A 19,203-nucleotide genomic window follows, 5' to 3' on the forward strand; every position below is an offset into this window, starting at 1 on the left:
CGTGGCAGGGGCATTGGTGAGCTTTTACAGGGACTTTGCGGGGGAAAGGTGAGCCTCTACGGGGATCTGCTCGGAACCGTTATCCACTTCGTCAGGCACGGGATTGGCGAGCAGGTGAGTGCACACTGCCGTGGAATGTGCCATAGAGGGTCGTTGTGCGAGATTATTGCATATTGGCAAGTATGTGCTCACCTCCGCGTCTGGTTGAGATCCCTGTTCCGTCTCACCTTTGTCTGACGGGCGCAAGCTGTGTGTTCCCCGGATAAGCTCACCTTGCACCACTTGGCGGACTATTCCCTGTAAAAGCTCACCGATCATGGGTAAGCGATGCACGGGAAGCGCTGAGATTGCTCTTTGCACGATCCCTGTAAAAGCTCACCATTGCTTCCGAGATGCGCTCCCCTGCGCCATGACCGCACCGGATATGCGCTTTCTCCCGTCCCTGTGCCGCGCAGCAGGCAAGGAAAATGGGGCAGCATGAGGAATATTTACGGCGGCATGACGAAGCGTCGCGGCCCCCGGTAAACCCCGTAAAGTCTCACCATTCCGAAAACCATGGACAGATATTCCCTAAAACGGAACATCAGCCAAGGCGCCATCTGAACAGGCGGATGACGGTTGGCGCCACGGAATTGCACCGTGGGCGTGCAGTTAGCACCCTGTGCCGGTCGTGTTGTCGTCGGCAAAAGTGGCACTACCGGCCCTTTGCACTGCGTGTGCGCTGCATGCGCCGCTTTAAGCCTTGTCCGAACTGGCGACTAAAACGACTCCAGATGCTTCGACCGATTCCCTGGGGTAGGTCGAAGGTGAGATGGCCGCCGTTGCGACGGGGGGATTGCCCAGCGTACTACCGGGCGTTCGGACAGGCCCCTTCCCCGGCGGGCGATTACGAACGCCGCGGTGGTGTTTCGTGATTCTCCGCCGCTGCACATGGTCGATTGCACCAATGACAGAGCTATCGGCCGGATGAACCTCGATGACTTTCACGTCAGGCCGAAGGCATGCTGCCTTCATGCGCGAGCAGGCCCTGTTGCAGGTAGAGTCGGAAAGCATGCGGGCCTTTGCCGGAGCGCTCGCCTCCAGTGCCGCCGTCTTCCTTGCGAAATCCCGTTTCTCGCCGACGACAGGCTTGTCTCTGGCGCGTGCCTTGGTGGCTACCCTCACCGCCACAGCGCCAATCACGATTTTGGCCTACTCGGTACTCTTGCCCTACCCCGGCAGATCGATGCGCTGCATGGGCAACGGATTGTCGCGCCGGTGGAGTTCAGCGACGGCGAGATGATCGACGTTCAAATCGACGTCAATCGGGCCCGCCTTCGTCGTCATGCATAAATCGGGAACTCAGTGCCGTGCCGACGCGCTGCATCGTTGCCCGTCCCGACTTCGTCATGCACGATACACGGCGACTGGTACGTGAAGCTGAGTTGATTTGTACCTGGCCGCAGGCAAAGCGTATACCGCCAACCATCAGATATTGAGTGGCTTTAGCCAGTGCAGCCGCCAGGTGCAACGGTAGGGTCAAACTGCCGCCACCCGCCATGCAGGCCTGACAACGCTGATTACCAGCCGTCTCGTTGCCGCTGCCAAGCACAACGCATTGCCGCGAGCGGACCGCAATGCGCATGCGATGTATAGCTATTCGTCTGAAGGTCAACCTGCGCACTAAACAACTTGCGGCCGCCAACGCATAGACGAGCCGTGCCTGTTTCGTCATCGCGCCGCATTGCGCGCAGACGCGCTTGCCGCGCTGTCCATCGAGGCTTCTTCTGATGTAATTTGTTGGAGCCGGATGGGTACAGTTGACGTCGCCCAATGACCTTCTCGGCGCGCCCGTACAACTGCGCATAGGCATCAAGCACGGCGCTGTCCTCCACAGTGGCAATACGGATCTGGTAGGTGAAGACAGGGCATTCAGCCATGAAGTGCCTCAATGGCTTTTTGTGCACGCCGACGGGCTGAACGCCTGGCATAACGGCGTGCCTACATCGAACCAATCACCTCATGGAAGTCGCGAACAACATTGTTTTCCATCTCCCGGCCATCCGCAATCCCATGGCGTCTTTGCTGCGAGCCAAGGGTAGCTTCAGGATATTCAAAGGCCGACCGCGCGAGTCGCTCTCGGTGTTCGACAATGAGCACGCCAATGCCAGCACGTCGCAGTCGGCATTTCAATCCTTGCCGCCGGCGGTGTAGCCCGAAACCCACTTCAGCTGAAACGACAAAATTTTGTGCAACGGCATAGGCACGCAAGCGCGCTAGTTGGCGATCCAGATCACGTTTCGATCAGTCGACGAAGCGCGAATTTAAGGACGGCACCCACAGCCTGGGGTGGTTCTGCATGCACGATCACCGTACCCGTTGCCAATGATTCGGCAGGAACCAGCAACGCGCGCGCCTTCCACACGCGCCCTGCCGTCTTGTCTGCCCCCCTCTGTTGGTCGGCCTATATGCACGGCTTCATACTTACGACCTTGTCTTCATGTCCGGTTTGTCCATCAGACCGGCAAGAGGTGTCAGCCCTGCTCCGCCCGGGCAGTCACGCGGAGCAGTATCGGAAAACGTGTCACCGAGCATAGGACGAAACAGCCACGTGCCCTTCTCCTCCCCGTATAAAACGTATTGTCGCCAAGCACCGGGGGGAACGGAGACGCGATGTTCGGGTGCGCGCAGCATGGAGAGTCTCAGTAGCCGGGGGCTTTTGACAGACGAAGCCTTGAGCCCGCCCTAGTGCAATCACAACGTACATCTGCACTTTGCGTTGAATGTCGATATCTCTCACTGCCTGGCGCCATAGGGCGTCCGGCCTGAGTCCATCCAAGGAAAGCCGATATCAGGCAGCCTTTCATTTGGGAAGCGCGACTGTCTGGAAAAGTCGACGTGGCAACGGATGGCCATGCGCCGATAGAAGCTCAACCTTGACGTGATCGTTCGCCAGCCCGCTGTTCTGTCTTGAACCGTGTGCATGTTCATGTCACCTCTTCGGGAGAAGAGACGGTGGCGATCCCTTCAAAGCCGTCATCGCGTCTGCTGCTCCCCTGCCCTACTGGGCCGATCGGCGGCGAGGGAGTGGCGGGTGCTGTGGTGCGCCTGTATGTGCGACATGTCATCACGCTTATGGGATGGGCCAGCTGGGACGAGTAGCGGAAAATGGCGCGCCTGGCTCGGTTTGATGTATTGCTGGATACACCGAATGGCGAGGCGAGTGAAGGAACAGGGCCACGCCATCCAGGAAAGCCACGGTAAATTGTGTCATCCTGCGTTCCCTCCTCTTTTCAGGACGGCGCAGCATATGCCGGCATGGGACAGGCCGGGGCGGCTGGCGCCAGATGCGCGAACCACCGCGTGATCGTGTCATACAGCCACACCCATGCAGCGGTTTTTACTTCTCGGGTTGTACCAGCATTCTTTCAAATACAGCCTGGCGCGTGCGCAGGAGGGCAATGGCGTCTCACTTGCGCTTCCTTGCCACTAATTGAATTACTGGCGCTAAATGAGAGAATTGGTGAAATAAGGTCTCTTGCTCCGGTAAGTAGGCATGCGGCGCGATACAACGGACATGTCGTGCGAGATTCGTTTTACGGCGTGAATGAGAAACTGCGCTGCCTGTCCTCGAGAATCTGAAGATGCCCATCAAAAGAGTAGCCGATGTGGCCAACGAATATTCCCCGGGGAATACCCATCAGCTGTCGGAGAAATAGGGAGGGATGGGAAGAGGAATGGCAAGCCAGTGGCGCCAGCTCAGCACCACATTGAAGGCATCATCGTGAAAATCCATGTGCAACCAATGCGCAGGATCGGTGGCTTTCCCCGGCAGGCCCACATCGCATCCAAAAAAACATTCCCCGGGGAATATGCATTTGCAGCGAGCCGCCCAGAGGTGAGTGCAAAACGCATCACGCCGATTGCGGCACAAAGACGTTGCCATGACACGACGAAGGTTAGCCGCCGATTTTTCAATGATGACTTGCAAGAGAAGGCAAGGGCTAGCTGAAGAGTCGGATATTCCCCGGGGAATATCCGGTGTGAGATCGCAGGAACCGATTCCACATCCTACTGAATGGTGGTAGTCAAGACGGCAAATTGCCGGTGTTGAACTTCGAAATTGCCGCCCTCACGCACCGCCGAGATGTGGATGACTGGAAAAATCGACGGCACGATGAGTGCACCAAATGCACCAAAGAGACACCGCGGCACCTGCTGTCTTGCATGCGATGGTCGTGGTGGCGGATCGATGTGAGCCGGATTTTTTTTGTCGGGAGCAAATGAAGGATGGCTATTCTCCGGGGAATAGCCAAGCCAACGTCTTTGTTATATCCAGCTCATCCATCCTCACGAGGCAAGACATGCAAAGAAGGAATTGCTGTAGCGCCCATGATTTGGTGGCGTGAATATTCCCCGGGGAATATTCATCAAGTGTTGGGGTCAGAACTGTCATGTCCGTGCATCGATCCAGTCCGGCAACTGGCCGCAAAACGGAGAAGCAGGCAACCGTGCGAAATGGCGCTCCGTCGTCTGCGGGGCCTGCCCTGGTTTGGCATTGCCGATCGAAGGAGGCGCTGCGCGTGATAGGACATCGGGATTCGACTTCATTGGGGCCTGCCTCCATTCGGGAGGCACTCGATTATTCCCCGGGGAATAATCCTGGATAGGAACATGAGGCATGCCGGACCGGCATTGCCGTGTTGTCGCATGCTTTCAGTCATAAGGCAAGGATGCGCACCGGCACCAGCCACTCTTCTTATTTCAGTACCTGCTTCATTACGTGCGGCACTATCCTCTGTTGCCCATTAACCTAGCGCACTCGCCGCGCCGGACAAAAGGATGCTAACGCTTTGGTCGCCGCCTGACCGCCGTTCGGGTCATCCTCATCCGATCGCTTGGGTTCCCTCCATCACGGGATTCAGCTTTTTCTTTTCTGGTTCAACGCCAGCATGCCTCGTTTTGGTCGTCCGGCGATTCTGTGACGTATTCCCCGGGGAATATCTGCGCCCGCCGAGAAGATGGCCGTGAGCTGTTGGCGAGCATCTATTCCATTTGCTCTGCGTTACCCGCAGTTGCGCGGTGTGGTATTTCACCTCAATCAGGTATTCCCCGGGGAATACCTACGTTGTTTTTTGAGATTGTCGGGATATGCAGTGCAAGATGGTCGGCGAAAGCGAACGAACAATGAAAAGCGTCGCGCGTGAGCAGCTTCCTTCGCGCGAAGAATGGAATTTGGGAAAATTTTGTTTTTAACTTGCAATATAAAATAAATTTGTGTATAAGAAACGTTTAAGCATAAAGGGGGTGCGTGTGGCAGCCAAAATCATCGTTGTGACCAACCAGAAGGGCGGCGCAGGAAAAACCAATACAGCCGTCCACTTGGCCGGTACGGCCATCCGGCGCAAGTACAAGACCTTGCTCATTGATGCTGACCGCCAGGGAACAGCGACGAAATGGGTATCACAGGCAGAAGAGGGCGCCCCATACAAGATCCGCGTAATGGGGCTCGCCCATGCGGAAGCGAAGATCGCCAACGAGGTCAAGCAATATGTTGAGGACTATGACCTCATCATCGTCGACTGCCCGCCCGCGGTGGAGTCGCAGATTCCGCAGGTGATGCTAATGATTGCAGACCTTGCGCTGGTGCCCATCGTGCCGGCGCCCGGTGACTTGTGGGCATCTACGGACTTGCTTGAACTTGCCGAGCGCGCGCAAGTCATTAATCCGGATCTGCAGATCCGCATTGTCGGATCCAACGTGCGTCCGAACCTGGCGATGACCAAATGGGCGATCGAGACGCTGGAGAATATGCGTCCGAGCGCCCCGAAATTGAAAACCAACCTGAATCAACGTGGCGCCTACGTGGAGTCGATGCTGACCGGTGATTCGGTGCACTACTTCAAGAGCGCCGCCAAACCGGCCATCCAGGAGATCGAGAGCCTCTTCGACGAAATCGCCGCAGTGCTCAATATTCCGAAAGTGAAGAAACAATGAAAAAGACGGCTCTCTTTAGCAAGCTCAATACGTCCGTGGTGCAGCAAAGCGCCCAGGCCAAGGATAAGTTTGAAAACGCCGACCTGGTCGTGGCGCTCGCCCAAGTCAAAGGTGGCATGTTGCCTCCCACGCCCGCCGTCGCGCCAGCCGCACCGGCAGCGGCACTCGTGCCCGCAACCTCGGCGCCTGCCTCGGTCGAGCAGGAATATACGGTGCTGATCCTGCCAATCGACAAGGTCAAGGATCATCCGCGCAATGCGCGCCACATCTATGATCCGGCCCGCATCGACGAGATGGCGACCAGCATTGCGCGGGACGGACAGAAAATGCCGGCCGTCGTGATGCCCGACCCGTCCGAGCCAGGGACTTATCTGCTGATCGAAGGCCGCTACCGCAAGCGCGCACTGGTCAGCCTGGGACGCGACACCATCATCGCTTCCGTGATCGAGCCCTTGAGTGAACTGGAGGCCTACCGGTTATCGCTGATGCTCAATGAAGAGCGCAATGAGCAAACAGCACTCGATAACGCCATTGCCTGGCGCGCCCTGCTGGACGACAAGGTCTTCCACAGCCAGGAGCATATTGCCGATTTCCTCAACATCAAGCAGGGCACGGTCGCCAAGACACTGGCATTGCTGGATTTGCCGGCGAATGTGCTGGCCATCGTCAAGGCCAGCCCCGGCAACTTCGGGGTGCGGATCGGCTATGAATTGCGGCAACTTGCGAAGGTCTTGCCGGCGCTGAAAATGGAAGCGATTGCGGAACAGATCCGTGCCGGCGAGTTGACCGTGAAAGACTTGGAAAAGCTGCGCGCGCGCGGTGAAAAGGATCCGGTCACGCGCGAGCGTTCGCGCGCATATGTGCTGCAATGGGGCGAGCGTGACTTGGGCTCGGTACGCGAGTTCGACGACGGTCGCCTGAAACTGGACTTGTCCAACACGACAACGGAATTGCGTACCAAGATCATCGACGCAGTTAAAAAGGTCCTCGCCGAGACCCCGCAGGCATAACGCTGCGCTTCTCTTCCCACCGGGACAACCGGGACGCCAGGGCGATGTGCCCTGGCTTCATTTTGGGAGACAGCCATCCTTCCTCCCCGGCGCTGGTTTGCCGCGCCCGCGGTGCTGGCCGTGAATTTGTGACGTCGAGCGATACCGAATTTACTGTAAGCAATTGAAAAGCAACGGTATTTTCAGTGGAAATCACCGGGTGCTTAGTGGAAAAATATAAACTGGAATTTATGTTCTTCGGATGCCTTCTTGCTCGAGAAAGCTTGCCGCGCCCCGGTGTGCATACCCGCTATCGAAGGTTGGTTTCCCGATGCAAGGTGCACCGGTGCACCTTTGCCGGCAGCGGCATTAAGGCCGGTGTGACGCGGATGATGACTGTGTGTGCCGTGCACGCTTGAAGTGGCGCATAGTTCATTGAAAATGCAGGAGATTGTCCAAAAAGAAATCTGCTAGACTGTCGCAAAAATATAAACTCCACTTTATTTTTTAATGCCTGTCGCCGCCCCTGAGATCGCCCGCCTGACGCCGGAACAATTCAAGGCCCTTGCCAAGTACAAAGGCTGGAAATACACGATGCTGGCCGCGCGCTGGGAGTTGACCGCGGTCTGGATTTCCAACATGGCGCGCGATCCGAACCGGCCGGCCCGCTTCGATGACATGCTGATGGGCTTGCCGAACCTGAACAAGCTCAAGCGCGACCTGGCCGGGCGCCAGAAGCAACTCGATGCGGCGCTGGCGCGCATCAAGCCCCCCACCGTGACGTCGCCGCACGCGCCCAGGCGGGAGCCGGGATTACGTTATCACGGCTACCTGACACTGGGAATGATTGTCACGGCCAGCGTCGATGTCGGCAGCATCGCGGAAGAGGGCATGCGCGGTATCGTGTTCGACGTGCAGCATCGCCCCCACGAAGAAGTGTATGGCGTGATCTTTGAAAACGGCTTGTGGGACTGGTTTTCGCCCCACTATGTCGACCTGTACCTCGCGTCCACCGGTCTCATCAGCCCCGGGCTGGAAGATTACCGCTACCGCGACGAAGTGTGCCTGCAGGACGATTACACAGCGGACCTGTTTATCTTTTGGCCACCTGTGTGAGGCCGCTCGCAACATCTGCGCGAGTAGGCCGCGCACCGCAAGCGACGGCTGCAGGCGTGCTCGTTCAGACCATCAAGCTGGTGCCACTACGGTGCAGACATTATCGCGTTCCCGGACGTGGCGGGCATGGATGCGTTCCTCGGGGATGTCGAGCTGTGCTTCGCAATGCCCTTCGATAGCCGCGAATGGCAACCGTGAAAGAGCAACCGTGAATGTCGTATACCATGGACATCAATTGACAGCAGGAGGCGCGGCCGCATCGACCCGTCGATTGCCCACGGGCGGGCGCGCACGCCAGGGCCTTTTACGAGCTCACCCAACTATGCCTATGTGCGGCAAGGCTCCCCCAGGACTTGAGGCGGGCCACGGAATGTCGTGCCGACCGAACAGTTCGCAACCCTTCATTGAGAGGCTCGCCATGTCCGACAACAGCCCCATCATCCATAGCTTGCTGGAGACCGACCTCTACAAGTTCACGATGTGGCAGGCACTCTTCAACAGTGCCTACAACGACAACGAGGCCGAGTACCGCTTTGTGTGCCGCCGACCGCCTCCCATGCCGCTCTCAGCACTCAAGGCCGCCGTGGAGCGCGAGCTCGACCACTTGTGCGGGCTCGCCTTTCAGGACGAGGAACTCGACTACCTGCGGTCGCTGCGGTACATGAAGAGCAGCTTCGTCGACTTCCTCTCCATTTTCCGGTTGCAGCGTCGTTTCATCCGCATTGAGGTAAATGGTGATGCGCTGGAGATTGTGGCGCGCGGGCCGCAAGTGCATGTGATGTTCTTTGAGATCTTCGTGCTGGCCATTGTCAGCGAGCTGCATGCCAGGGAGTGGCCGCAACAAGCGGCGCTTGCGGAGGGCCGCCGCCGCCTTGCCGACAAGATTGCCCAGCTGCGGGAGTTTGAGTCCGAGGCGGCGGCCGAGCGCGACGGCTATCCCTTCGCGTTCTTCGACTTCGGGCTGCGTCGCCGATTCAGCCGTGCCTGGCACGAGGAGGTGGTCACCATGCTCAAGGTTGAAGTGCCCCAATTTTTCAAGGGCACGAGCAACACCTATCTCGCCATGAAGCACGGGCTCACGCCGATGGGCACAGTCGCGCACGAATTCATGCAAACTTTTCAGGCGGTGCACGACGTGCCCTTGCGGAATTCGCAAAAGGCAGCGCTTGAGGCTTGGGTGCAGACGTATCGGGGCGATCTCGGTGTGGCGCTCACCGACGTGGTCGGCATGGATGCCTTCCTGCGCGACTTCGATCTGTATTTTGCGAAGCTGTTCGACGGTCTGCGCCACGACTCGGGCGACCCCGTTGAGTGGGGCGAGAAGGCGCTCGCGCACTACGCGAAGCTGCACATCGATGCGCACACGAAGCGGCTGGTGTTCTCGGACCGCCTCAACATCGAGAAGTCCATCGCGCTGTGGCGCCACTTCGCACGGCGCGCGCAGACCGGTTTCGGCATTGGCACCAACCTTACCCACGACTTCGGGCCGCAGTTCCCTGCGCTCGAAATCGTGATGAAGCTTGTGCGCTGCAACGGACGACCGGTGGCCAAGCTTTCTGACTCGCCCGGGAAGACCATCTGTGACGATGCAACGTTCCTCGCCTATCTGCGGAGCGTCTTCAACCTGCCGGCCTAAGAGGGGCGTCGAAAGAACGGTATCCTGCGCGCGTTCGTGAGATCCAGCTCTACCTCGCACTCCACAAGGAAGATCACCGCTCCGCTGGTCGACAAGCCAGGCGGACTGCCCCGGGTGGCGTAGGCACTTCTGGCCTCTTTGGCGTGGACGTGTCTACCACACCGGGGCAGTCCACCGCGGCGGTGTGCGATATCTCGGACACGATTTGCGCCACCTGTGCGAAAGCCCGGAATCGCGGGCTGCCATGCCTAAAGGCGTTGAAATAAAAACGTTAAAAATCAAAGAGATACAAGTCCCCTGTTTTGGAGCTGCATGGCATGAACCGTGCAATAGAAGATGCGGACTCTGGCACGCGACCAGCGGCCAAAGGCTTCATCACAATGCCAATACAGGAGACATGCAATGACACTCAAGGGCCTCAGGGCAATCCTCAGCTTTCCCATACTCGCACTCGCTTCCGCGGCGATCGCGCCGGCCGCCGCGCAGGCAGCCGATCTCGTCCGGCTCGGCAACCTGAAGTTCGCGCATTACGGCGCGGTCGCCTACATGAAGGAGATCGCACCGAAGTGCAACCTCAAGATCGAAGAACGCGTGTTCGCCAAGGGACTCGACATCGTGCCGGCGATCATTGCTGGTGAAATCGATGTCTCGGCGAGCGCGCTCGAAGCGGCGATTTCGGGACGCGCCAGCGGTGTTCCGGTTTATCTCGTCGGCGGCTTCGCCAAGGGCGGCGTGCGTATTGTCGGGCGCCCCGACCTCAATCTCCATTCTATTGCGGACCTCAAGGGTAAGAAGGTTGGCGTCACGCGCGGCGGCCCGCAGGAGATCCTGCTCTTTACCGAGCTGGCGAAATCCAAGCTCAGCTGGTCCGACAAGCCTGGCAAGGATGTTCAGATCGTCTACATGGGTTATCCCGACCTGAATCAGGCATTGATGGCCAAGGAAATCGACGCGATGAGCCAGTCGGAACCCTACGCGACGCAGTCGGTGCACAAGAAGTACGGTGCCGAAATCATGAAGCCGTACGACACGCCGCTCGGTGAGCCGGTGCGCGCGCTGGTGATGACCGAGAAGATGTACAAAGAACGACGCGACGTGGCCGCACGCTTCATGCAGTGCTTCGTGATGGCGACGCGCCAGTTCATCGCCGATGGCAAACTGGCGGAAAAATACGTGCGTGAATCGATGTTCAAGAATCAGGTGACCTCGGACGACTACCAGGATGCGATGAACAACGCGAGTTTTACCGAGAGCATCACTACCGACCATGTGCAGATGACCACCGATTACATGGTGAAGTACAACATCGGCCGGATGGCGGCGCCGCCCGTCGCAAAGGACTGGGTCAAGCTGGATCTGCTGGAAGCAGCGCAGAAGTCGGTACGCAGCAACTGAAGGGACCGCCATGAACGCGAACATGATCAAACGCATTCTTCACGGCGCCATCGTACCGCTTGCTGCCCTGGTCCTGTGGCAGGGGGTATCGACGCTCGGCTGGGTTAACCCGCAGATCGTGCCTTCGCCGCTGGCGGTGCTGCGCAAGCTGCTGGAGTACCTGGCGCCACTGGAACCCTATTCGCCCGAGCAGGGGAGTTATCTGCTCTGGCTGGTTTCCGGCGAGCTGTTGCGCGATGCCTACGCCAGCCTATCGCGCGTGATCGGCGGCTTTCTCATCGGCGCGGGGCTGGCTCTGCCGCTTGGCCTGCTGATGGGAACAAACAAGTCGGTCTACAAGCTGTTCGATCCGCTCGTGCAGATCCTGCGGCCGATTCCCCCGATTGCCTATATCCCGCTGGCGATCCTCTGGTTCGGCCTCGGCAATCCCCCGGCATTTTTTCTGATCAGCATCGGCTCCTTCTTCCCCATCCTGATGAACACGATTGCCGGCGTACGGCACGTGGACGGCATCTACCTGCGCGCCGCACGCAACCTTGGTGCGGGACAGATGACGATGTTTCGCCGCGTGATCCTGCCGGCGGCGACGCCCTATATCCTCGCCGGAGCGCGCATCGGCATGGGAACGGCATTCATCGTGGTGATCGTAGCGGAAATGATCGCCGTCAACAGTGGGCTGGGCTTCCGCATCTTGGAAGCGCGCGAGTACTTCTGGTCCGACAAGATCATCGCAGGCATGTTCACCATTGGTCTGTTCGGGCTTGCCATCGATCTCGGCATGAACGCGCTGAACAATCATCTGCTCAAGTGGCATCGCGGACTCGAACATTGAAGAGGACAGCATGAAAACCATTCATATCAACGCCGTCAACAAGGTGTTCTCGAGCCACGGCAGCGAAGTCATCGCGCTCAAGGATATCAACCTCACCATCAACAGCGGCGAGTTCATCTGCCTGCTTGGCCCCTCGGGCTGCGGCAAATCGACGCTGCTCAACGCCATTGCCGGTTTCTCGCACCCCAGCTCGGGCGAGATCCTGGTCGATAACCGCCGCATCACCGAGCCGGGGCCGGATCGTGGCATGGTGTTTCAGGAATATGCGCTCTTCCCCTGGATGACGATCGAGCAAAACATTGCATTCGGCCTCGAAATCGCAGGCCGCTCGACTGCGGCAATCAGGGAGCGTGTCGACATGCTGCTGGATATGCTGGGCCTGTGCGAATTTCGCGACCGTTATCCCAAGGATCTGTCCGGCGGCATGCGCCAGCGCGTGGCGATCGCTCGCGTGCTGGCGCTGGATTCGCCGATCATGCTGATGGATGAACCGTTCGGCGCGCTCGACGCCCTCACCCGCCGCAACTTGCAGGACGAGCTGCTGAAAATCTGGGAAGCCTTCGGCACCACGATCATCTTCGTCACGCACAGCATCGAAGAGTCGATCTATCTCGCGGACCGGACGATCGTGATGACTTATCGTCCCGGCACCGTCAAGCAGGACGTGCGCGTCACACTGCCACGCCCGCGCGATCCGAGCGACCCGGAATTCAACCGGCTCAAGCGCATGCTGGGCGAGCTCGTCATGGAAGAGCAACAGCGTCATCACAATGCAGAACTGCTCGCAACGACCGCCGACTGATGCGGCGCCGACAATCCATCTAACAAGGAAAAAACATGGGACAAACTAAAGCCGCATTTCACTGGGACGACCCGCTGCTGCTGGACCAGCAGCTGACCAACGACGAACGCATGGTGCGCGACGCGGCCAACGCCTATTGCCAGGACAAGCTGGCCCCGCGCGTGCTGGAAGCCTTCCGTCACGAGAGCACCGATCCCGCCATCTTCCGCGAGATGGGCGAGCTCGGTCTCCTCGGCCCCACCATTCCGGAACAGTACGGCGGCCCCGGCCTGAACTACGTCAGCTACGGCTTGATCGCGCGCGAAGTCGAGCGCGTCGACTCCGGCTACCGCTCGATGATGAGCGTGCAGTCGTCGCTGGTGATGGTGCCGATCTACGAATTCGGCAGCGAGGAGCAGAAGCAGAAATATCTGCCGGGCCTGGCCAGTGGCAAGCTAATCGGCTGTTTTGGACTGACCGAGCCGAACCACGGTTCGGATCCGGGTTCGATGATTACGCGCGCCCGCAAGGTCGAGGGCGGTTACAAGATCACCGGTGCGAAAATGTGGATCACCAACAGCCCGATCGCCGACGTGTTCGTGGTGTGGGCCAAGGATGACGAAGGCGCGATCCGCGGCTTCGTGCTGGAAAAGGGCTGGAAAGGCTTGTCCGCTCCGGCCATCCACGGCAAGGTCGGCTTGCGCGCCTCGATCACTGGTGAGATCGTGATGGATGAGGTGTTTTGTCCTGAAGAAAATGCCTTCTCCGACGTGCGCGGCTTGAAGGGACCGTTCACCTGCCTGAACTCGGCGCGCTATGGCATTGCCTGGGGGGCGCTGGGGGCGGCCGAAGATTGCTGGCATCGTGCCCGCCAGTACGTGCTGGACCGCAAGCAATTCGGCAAGCCGCTGGCGGCCAATCAGCTGATCCAGAAGAAGCTGGCCGACATGCAGACCGAGATCACGCTGGGTCTGCAGGGCTGCCTGCGCTTGGGCCGCATGAAAGACGAAGGCACGGCGGCGGTGGAAATCACGTCGATCATGAAGCGCAACTCGTGCGGCAAGGCGCTGGACGTGGCGCGCATGGCACGCGACATGCTGGGCGGGAACGGCATCTCGGACGAATTCGGCGTGATTCGCCACATGGTCAATCTCGAAGTGGTGAACACCTATGAAGGCACGCACGACGTTCATGCGCTGATTCTCGGCCGGGCGCAGACGGGAATCGCGGCGTTCTGACGCCCATTTCAGTACCAAACAAAAAAGCCGGCAAATCGCTTTGCCGGCTTTTTTTATTTTCACGCCTCCTTAAAAACTATAGGCTAAGCCGAGCGTATAAACGACAGGTCGGAAATCGATAGTCGTTTTGCGCTCTATGCTCCCGGTGGTGGCAGTCATATCGCTTTTTACCTTTGCCGTCGCAACCGAACCGACCAGCGACCATTGATCCGTCAGCTTATAGCTCGCACCGACTTGCGCTGCCAGGCCGAAGGAATCGGACAACTCGATTTTCGTCGGACCGCCGCTGGCAAGATTGCCGGAGCTGGTCGATTGGCCATCGAAGAAATGCGTGTAATTGAAACCGACACCGACGAAGGGCCTGAACTTGTTCTCCGGAGCCCCGAAGTTATAGTTCAAAAAGACAGTCGGCGCTGCCTGCTTAACCTTCGCGATGACACCAAACGGCGCGAGCGTGCCGGTACCTTTGACATCATGGCGTGGCGGCAAACCGAGCACCACATCGATGTCGAGATGCTCATTGAGCTTACGCGTGTAACCGAGGAGCAGGGTTGTCGCATTCTCGACAGTCAGACCTGCTGGCTGCGGTGTCAGGAAGGCAGGCCCGTTGGTGGTCAAATTGGGCGCCTCGGAATGAATCGTGAGATCGATGAGCCCTGCACGCACCGTATTCTGTTGGCTATATGCGGAAACAGAGGCGAGACCGAGCATGGCGCAAGCGGTGAACTGAGTGAATTTCATGGTTCGATCTCCCGGTTAGTTGGCCAGCATGGATTGGAAGAAGCCGCGAGCAGCCGCGTTGCAGAACGGCGGAACAAGGATGGCGTGATAGGCGGACGTCACTGCCGCCATGCCGGCAGCGCCGCCGCCTGCGTCAGCCGCAGTTTTCGCCTTAAGTTGAGCGAAACCACCTTTGACGGTAGCGTACGGATCGCCCGCGCCTATTGCGGAGTCAACGTCGAGCACCTGTAGCACGGGAGCCGTCATGCCCTTGGCACCGAAATAGCCAGCTGTAGCTTGCGCATTCGCCCAGAACACAGTCGGATCACCATTGCCACCGCACAGGAGTACAGGCACGTTCGGCACATAGTTGCGCAGGTCGTTCTTGACACCGGCCTTGCGGAACGCGTTTACTGGCGCGCAATTCAGCGGATCGGCCGGATTGACGTCGCATGGGTGCGCAGACAGATCAGCGAGATAGGCATTGCGGAAGCTGGTCTTCATCAGGTTGCCGGCACCGAAGGTGCCGGGGATGATCGGCGCTTGCGGCATCGAATCGACGGCAAACAAGGCCAGTTGTGGCAGCTTGCCGGAGCTGAAAATCGTGTCCGGCGTCAGGCTTGGCAGCAGCGACTCGATGCCAGTGGCATACTTATCCTCGTACATTTCATTGGGACTCGCATACAGGCCGCCATAGGACTTCTGCCAGCTGGTGCTGATCATCGGGAAGAAGATCGTGGCCCCTAGATTAGGCTTGCCGCTCCCAACAATCACGTCTCCCAGCAAGGACATGGCATACGGTCCGGACTGGCCGGCTAGGGCAGTCACCTTGAATTCAGACGCATAGGAGGTCTGCATCGCGCGCTGAGTTGCCATCGCCACATGTCCGCCTTGCGAATAGCCGGTAACGAACAACTTGCCGGAATCCTGCGCATTGATGCCGGCGAATGCCTTGCGGGCCGCGCGCAGCGCATCGATCATGTCGTTGGCTGACTGCTCGGCGTTCAGATAGGGGTGATAGCTCAGCTTCGAGACGTCATAACCGGCGTAATTCGGTGCCACCACGATGAAGCCTTGGGCCGCATACATGGCGGCTACCAGCGCCGCTTCATGGTTGTCCCGCAGGTTGGCCATGTTATAGGACTTGTCGTAACTCGTTCCATGTGCGTAGAGCACAACCGGACGCGTGCCGGCACAGGCGGAATCGGTACCCGACGGCACCATGATCGCGCCGGTGGCATCGGTAGTTTCCCCCGCGCCGCCGACTGTGCCGTATTTCATGTAATAGGTGGTGATTGAACACTTCGGCGTCCCGGTAATCTGCGTGATGCCTGGGGTCGCTGCTTCCAGCATTTGCGCAAACACCGTTGGCTCCAGCTTCGTAACCGCCGTTCCGTCTGCCTGTGGAATCGGCACAAGATTGGGCGGATTGGCAACCAATGAACCGCGCGCAAGAGTGGTATCGACGGCCGGGCCGCTGCTGCCACCACCGCAGGCAGCCAAAACGGCTGCCGCAAGCGTCGCCGCTGCGAATTTGAATTGACGCATGTTGTCTCCTCATGTGCGTTTTATGAAACAAAAAAGAACGGTCGTGCCATTCCTTGAGGAAATAGTATCCCCGGAAGCCGGTAACTTGCATAGTCAGAAAAGGGGGAAATTCGCCCTCAGATTTAGAGACATGACTCTAAATCTGAGGCTGGTAAGACTGCAATTCGTAATGTGGAATGCTGCGGAAGACAGCAGCCAGAGAGGGCCGCTACGGAGAAATGTTCTCAGCCAGCGCCAAGAAGACGTGCCAGCACACCTCGCGAGTCGTGCGCAGCGCGGCGCAGGCGATCGTTCACGCCTTGCCATTCGCTGCCGCCCGGAGGCGCCTCGATCAGAATGATGTCGGCGTTCGCTCCATCCATGGCGCGCAAGGCGGCGTACAAGTCATGGGCATAGCCGGCCGGTGCGATGGGAAGCTCGCATTGTGCAAGGCATCGCCCCTCCGGCAACGCGGTGCGGCGAAGTAATGCGATGCGCCGTCCGCTTCCATGCAATTGCGCCACGATCTCGTGCAACTGCGCCGCATCCACCAGTGCCACCGGCGTGCTGGGCGCATAGTGCGCATCGAGCGTGCCCGACGCGCGTGGCGCAGCCGTATCCGGCAGGCGGGGCTCGATTCCGATGACTTGGGCAATGCGCGCCGCGCTGATGTGGCCAGGGCGCAGTAGCACCGGTCCATGCGTCGCCATGCGCGACAAATCGAGAATGGTCGATTCGATGCCCACCTCGCTCTGCCCGCCGTCCAGCACGCAGGTTACGGCACTGTCCGCACCGGCGCCGAACTCGTCGCGCACATGCTGGGCCGTGGTCGGGCTCACATGCCCGAACTTGTTGGCTGATGGCGCCGCGACGCCGCCCCTGCCCTGCTTGAATTCGCGCAGCAGCGCTTGCGCAACAGGATGAGAAGGGCAGCGCAGCCCGATCGAATCCTGACCTCCGGATACCGCATCGGGAATATGGGCGGCACGCTTCAGAATCAGCGTCAGCGGGCCGGGCCAGAACGCATCGATGAGTTGCAATGCCTGCTGTGGAATCCCGGTAGCCCAATAGCCGAGATCGGCATGCGGCGCCAGATGGACGATGACCGGATGCTTCGGCGGACGTCCTTTGGCGGCGTAGATTTTAGCTACCGCAGCCGGGTTTTCAGCGTCGGCGCCAAGGCCATACACGGTCTCGGTGGGAAACGCCACCAACTCGCCCTGCTCCAGCTTCCTGGCCGCGGCCCGGATCGCATCCAAGTCCAGCACAACATCATGCATGCCGTGGTCCATCATAAATTACGCGGCGATGCCCAGGATGGCGCAGGCAGCTTGCAGGCTGGCCTGCGCCTGTTCCAGCGTAGGCGCCACGAAAGTGACATGCCCCATCTTGCGGCCGCGGCGCGGATCGTCCTTGCCGTACAAATGCAGGTTCGCACCGGGCAATGCCAGCACCTTGTCCCACGCCGGCTCGCGCGGCTCGTCGCTGTCGCCGTCAAACCAGACATCTCCGAGGATATTGAGCATGACTGCCGGCGAGTGCTGGCGCACTTCGCCCAGCGGCAAGCGCGCCATGGCACGCGCCTGTTGCGCAAACTGGCTCGTTACGCAGGCATCGATCGTGTAGTGACCGCTGTTGTGCGGGCGCGGCGCCATTTCATTGACAACCAGAGAGCCGTCCTGCAGCACGAAGAATTCGATGCACAGCACCCCGACGTAGCCGAGCTGCTCGATGATCGCCAGCGCGGCTGCTTGCGCCTTGCCTGCGCATTCGGCGGTCACGTTCGGGCCAGGCACCGTCGTCGTAAACAGGATGCCGTCGCGATGCACGTTTTCGGCAATCGGATAGACCACCGAATTGCCATCCGCACCGCGCGCGGCAAGCACCGACACCTCGTAGGCCAGCGGCAGCATCTTTTCTAAGATGCAGAGCACGCCGTTCATTTTGCCGAACGCAGCACGGACCTCTTCGCGCGTCGTGACGCGCGCCTGCCCCTTGCCGTCATAGCCGAGGCGGACGGTTTTCAGAATGCTCGGAAGCAGCGCATCGGGTATTGCGTCGATGTCGGCGTCGCTCGCCACGATATGATGCGGGGCCGGGAGTACGCCGGATTTCGCTGCGCACTCGATAAAAAAGCGCTTTTCCGCAATCCGGTCCTGTGCAATTGAAACGCATGCGGATGACGGTGCAACGAAGGTGCGATCCGCCAGAAACGCAAGGCTTTGCGCCGGGACGTTCTCGAATTCGGTCGTAACCGCCACACATTGTGCGGCGAGCTCCGCGAGCGCTTTCTCGTCCGAATAATCAGCGCAAATCAGGTGGTCGGACGCATGTCCGGCCGGGCAATCGCGTGCCGGCTCCAGCACCGCCACCTTGAAACCCATCATTTGCGCAGCATGCACGAACATGCGGCCCAATTGTCCACCGCCCATTACGCCAAGCCAGCTGGGCGGCGTCGCGGAAGGAATAAACGGGTGAAACTTGTCGCTCATGCCGGCAATGTCATTGCAAGTGCCGCCTGCGTCTGCCTGGAGCGGAACTCCTGCAGACGCGCAGCCAGTTGATCATCAGTCGTCGCGAGAATCGCGATTGCGGTCAGTGCAGCATTGGCGGCGCCGGCCTCGCCGATCGCAAAAGTCGATACTGGAATCCCTTTGGGCATCTGCACGATCGACAACAGCGAATCTTCGCCGCGCAGATATTTCGATGGAACGGGAACGCCGAGCACCGGAACGATGGTCTTCGCCGCCAGCATTCCCGGCAAATGCGCCGCCCCGCCGGCACCAGCGATGATCGCACGCAGACCGCGCGAGCGCGCCGACTCCGCATAGGCGAACATCTGGTCCGGCATGCGATGTGCGGAAATCACCTGCGCTTCATGCGCAATGCCGAAATCCTTCAGCATCGCCACCGCATGCTGCATCACCTCCCAGTCCGAGGAGGAACCCATGACGACGCCTACCAGGGGCGTACCTGCTTGTGCGTCGCTCATA

The 19,203-nt window shown here is 59.3% G+C and carries 16 protein-coding genes; 9 read left to right on the forward strand and 7 right to left on the reverse strand.

Translation table 11 applies throughout. The features are described from left to right. Positions 1–1,559 precede the first annotated feature (1,559 nt). Together TSA66_RS14315 and TSA66_RS28230 are read right to left on the reverse strand one after the other, a co-directional pair. Entirely contained in the window at positions 1,560–1,919 is a 360-nt protein-coding gene (locus tag TSA66_RS14315) for a hypothetical protein (RefSeq protein ID WP_157691698.1), read from the reverse strand. Between the two features lie 61 nt (positions 1,920–1,980). After that, positions 1,981–2,250: a hypothetical protein gene (locus TSA66_RS28230; protein ID WP_157691699.1), complete on the reverse strand. Its 270-nt coding sequence runs from the start codon at positions 2,248–2,250 to the stop codon at positions 1,981–1,983. Between the two features lie 1,513 nt (positions 2,251–3,763). On the opposite strand from TSA66_RS28230, the gene TSA66_RS27350 reads away from it, so the two are divergent. The 9 genes from TSA66_RS27350 (at position 3,764) to TSA66_RS14360 (ending at position 13,963) form a co-directional block, all read left to right on the forward strand. After that, positions 3,764–3,991, forward strand: a complete 228-nt coding sequence (locus tag TSA66_RS27350) for a hypothetical protein (RefSeq protein ID WP_198358810.1) — start codon at positions 3,764–3,766, stop codon at positions 3,989–3,991. 1,301 nt (positions 3,992–5,292) lie between these two features. After that, positions 5,293–5,976: a ParA family protein gene (locus TSA66_RS14325; RefSeq protein WP_040040461.1), complete on the forward strand. Its 684-nt coding sequence runs from the start codon at positions 5,293–5,295 to the stop codon at positions 5,974–5,976. Next, positions 5,973–6,986 carry a ParB/RepB/Spo0J family partition protein gene (locus tag TSA66_RS14330; RefSeq protein ID WP_052452332.1) on the forward strand — a complete coding sequence of 338 codons (1,014 nt, stop codon included), beginning with the start codon at positions 5,973–5,975 and terminating at the stop codon, positions 6,984–6,986. The genes TSA66_RS14325 and TSA66_RS14330 overlap by 4 nt, the downstream gene beginning before the upstream one ends. A gap of 489 nt (positions 6,987–7,475) precedes the next feature. After that, positions 7,476–8,081 carry a hypothetical protein gene (locus TSA66_RS27355; protein ID WP_198358812.1) on the forward strand — a complete coding sequence of 202 codons (606 nt, stop codon included), beginning with the start codon at positions 7,476–7,478 and terminating at the stop codon, positions 8,079–8,081. 418 nt (positions 8,082–8,499) lie between these two features. Next, a complete protein-coding gene (pncB, locus tag TSA66_RS14340) occupies positions 8,500–9,717 on the forward strand; it encodes a nicotinate phosphoribosyltransferase (protein ID WP_040040462.1) in 1,218 nt (405 codons plus the stop codon). 402 nt (positions 9,718–10,119) lie between these two features. Beyond that, positions 10,120–11,112, forward strand: coding sequence for an ABC transporter substrate-binding protein (locus TSA66_RS14345; RefSeq protein ID WP_052452333.1), 993 nt, complete (start codon positions 10,120–10,122; stop codon positions 11,110–11,112). Positions 11,113–11,134: 22 nt separating this feature from the next. Continuing rightward, positions 11,135–11,944: an ABC transporter permease gene (locus TSA66_RS14350; protein WP_408639484.1), complete on the forward strand. Its 810-nt coding sequence runs from the start codon at positions 11,135–11,137 to the stop codon at positions 11,942–11,944. A gap of 10 nt (positions 11,945–11,954) precedes the next feature. Further along, entirely contained in the window at positions 11,955–12,746 is a 792-nt protein-coding gene (locus tag TSA66_RS14355) for an ABC transporter ATP-binding protein (protein ID WP_040040465.1), read from the forward strand. A 35-nt stretch (positions 12,747–12,781) separates the two neighbouring features. After that, the gene (locus TSA66_RS14360; protein ID WP_040040466.1) at positions 12,782–13,963 is read left to right on the forward strand and encodes an acyl-CoA dehydrogenase; all 1,182 of its coding nucleotides are present in this window, start codon (positions 12,782–12,784) and stop codon (positions 13,961–13,963) included. A 69-nt stretch (positions 13,964–14,032) separates the two neighbouring features. On the opposite strand, the gene TSA66_RS14365 is transcribed toward TSA66_RS14360, so the two are convergent. The 5 genes from TSA66_RS14365 to purE all read right to left on the reverse strand — a co-directional run bounded on the left by TSA66_RS14365 (position 14,033) and on the right by purE (position 19,202). Beyond that, positions 14,033–14,704, reverse strand: a complete 672-nt coding sequence (locus TSA66_RS14365) for an OmpW/AlkL family protein (protein WP_052452334.1) — start codon at positions 14,702–14,704, stop codon at positions 14,033–14,035. Positions 14,705–14,719: 15 nt separating this feature from the next. Continuing rightward, a complete protein-coding gene (locus TSA66_RS14370; protein WP_040040467.1) occupies positions 14,720–16,231 on the reverse strand; it encodes an alpha/beta hydrolase family protein in 1,512 nt (503 codons plus the stop codon). A 224-nt stretch (positions 16,232–16,455) separates the two neighbouring features. Next, on the reverse strand, positions 16,456–17,490 hold the full coding sequence (locus tag TSA66_RS14375; protein ID WP_040042605.1) for an L-threonylcarbamoyladenylate synthase: 1,035 nt from the start codon (positions 17,488–17,490) through the stop codon (positions 16,456–16,458). Between the two features lie 18 nt (positions 17,491–17,508). Continuing rightward, positions 17,509–18,702 (reverse strand): 5-(carboxyamino)imidazole ribonucleotide synthase, encoded by a 1,194-nt coding sequence (locus TSA66_RS14380; protein WP_040040468.1) that lies wholly within the window; start codon positions 18,700–18,702, stop codon positions 17,509–17,511. Further along, complete coding sequence (gene purE / locus TSA66_RS14385; RefSeq protein ID WP_040040469.1) at positions 18,699–19,202, reverse strand: 5-(carboxyamino)imidazole ribonucleotide mutase; 504 nt, start codon at positions 19,200–19,202, stop codon at positions 18,699–18,701. The genes TSA66_RS14380 and purE overlap by 4 nt, the downstream gene beginning before the upstream one ends. Position 19,203 lies beyond the last annotated feature (1 nt).

Source organism: Noviherbaspirillum autotrophicum, assembly GCF_000818395.1.
Lineage (GTDB): Bacteria > Pseudomonadota > Gammaproteobacteria > Burkholderiales > Burkholderiaceae_D > Noviherbaspirillum > Noviherbaspirillum autotrophicum.

Coding starts and splice junctions, on each gene's coding strand:
- TSA66_RS14360 (WP_040040466.1), top strand. CDS start 12,782: ATGGGACAAACTAAAGCCGCATTTCACTGGGACGACCCGCTGCTGCTG.
- TSA66_RS14355 (WP_040040465.1), top strand. CDS start 11,955: ATGAAAACCATTCATATCAACGCCGTCAACAAGGTGTTCTCGAGCCAC.
- TSA66_RS14380 (WP_040040468.1), bottom strand. CDS start 18,702: ATGAGCGACAAGTTTCACCCGTTTATTCCTTCCGCGACGCCGCCCAGC.
- purE (WP_040040469.1), bottom strand. CDS start 19,202: ATGAGCGACGCACAAGCAGGTACGCCCCTGGTAGGCGTCGTCATGGGT.
- pncB (WP_040040462.1), top strand. CDS start 8,500: ATGTCCGACAACAGCCCCATCATCCATAGCTTGCTGGAGACCGACCTC.
- TSA66_RS14370 (WP_040040467.1), bottom strand. CDS start 16,231: ATGCGTCAATTCAAATTCGCAGCGGCGACGCTTGCGGCAGCCGTTTTG.
- TSA66_RS14375 (WP_040042605.1), bottom strand. CDS start 17,490: ATGCATGATGTTGTGCTGGACTTGGATGCGATCCGGGCCGCGGCCAGG.
- TSA66_RS27355 (WP_198358812.1), top strand. CDS start 7,476: ATGCCTGTCGCCGCCCCTGAGATCGCCCGCCTGACGCCGGAACAATTC.
- TSA66_RS14350 (WP_408639484.1), top strand. CDS start 11,135: ATGATCAAACGCATTCTTCACGGCGCCATCGTACCGCTTGCTGCCCTG.
- TSA66_RS14345 (WP_052452333.1), top strand. CDS start 10,120: ATGACACTCAAGGGCCTCAGGGCAATCCTCAGCTTTCCCATACTCGCA.
- TSA66_RS14365 (WP_052452334.1), bottom strand. CDS start 14,704: ATGAAATTCACTCAGTTCACCGCTTGCGCCATGCTCGGTCTCGCCTCT.
- TSA66_RS14315 (WP_157691698.1), bottom strand. CDS start 1,919: ATGGCTGAATGCCCTGTCTTCACCTACCAGATCCGTATTGCCACTGTG.
- TSA66_RS14330 (WP_052452332.1), top strand. CDS start 5,973: ATGAAAAAGACGGCTCTCTTTAGCAAGCTCAATACGTCCGTGGTGCAG.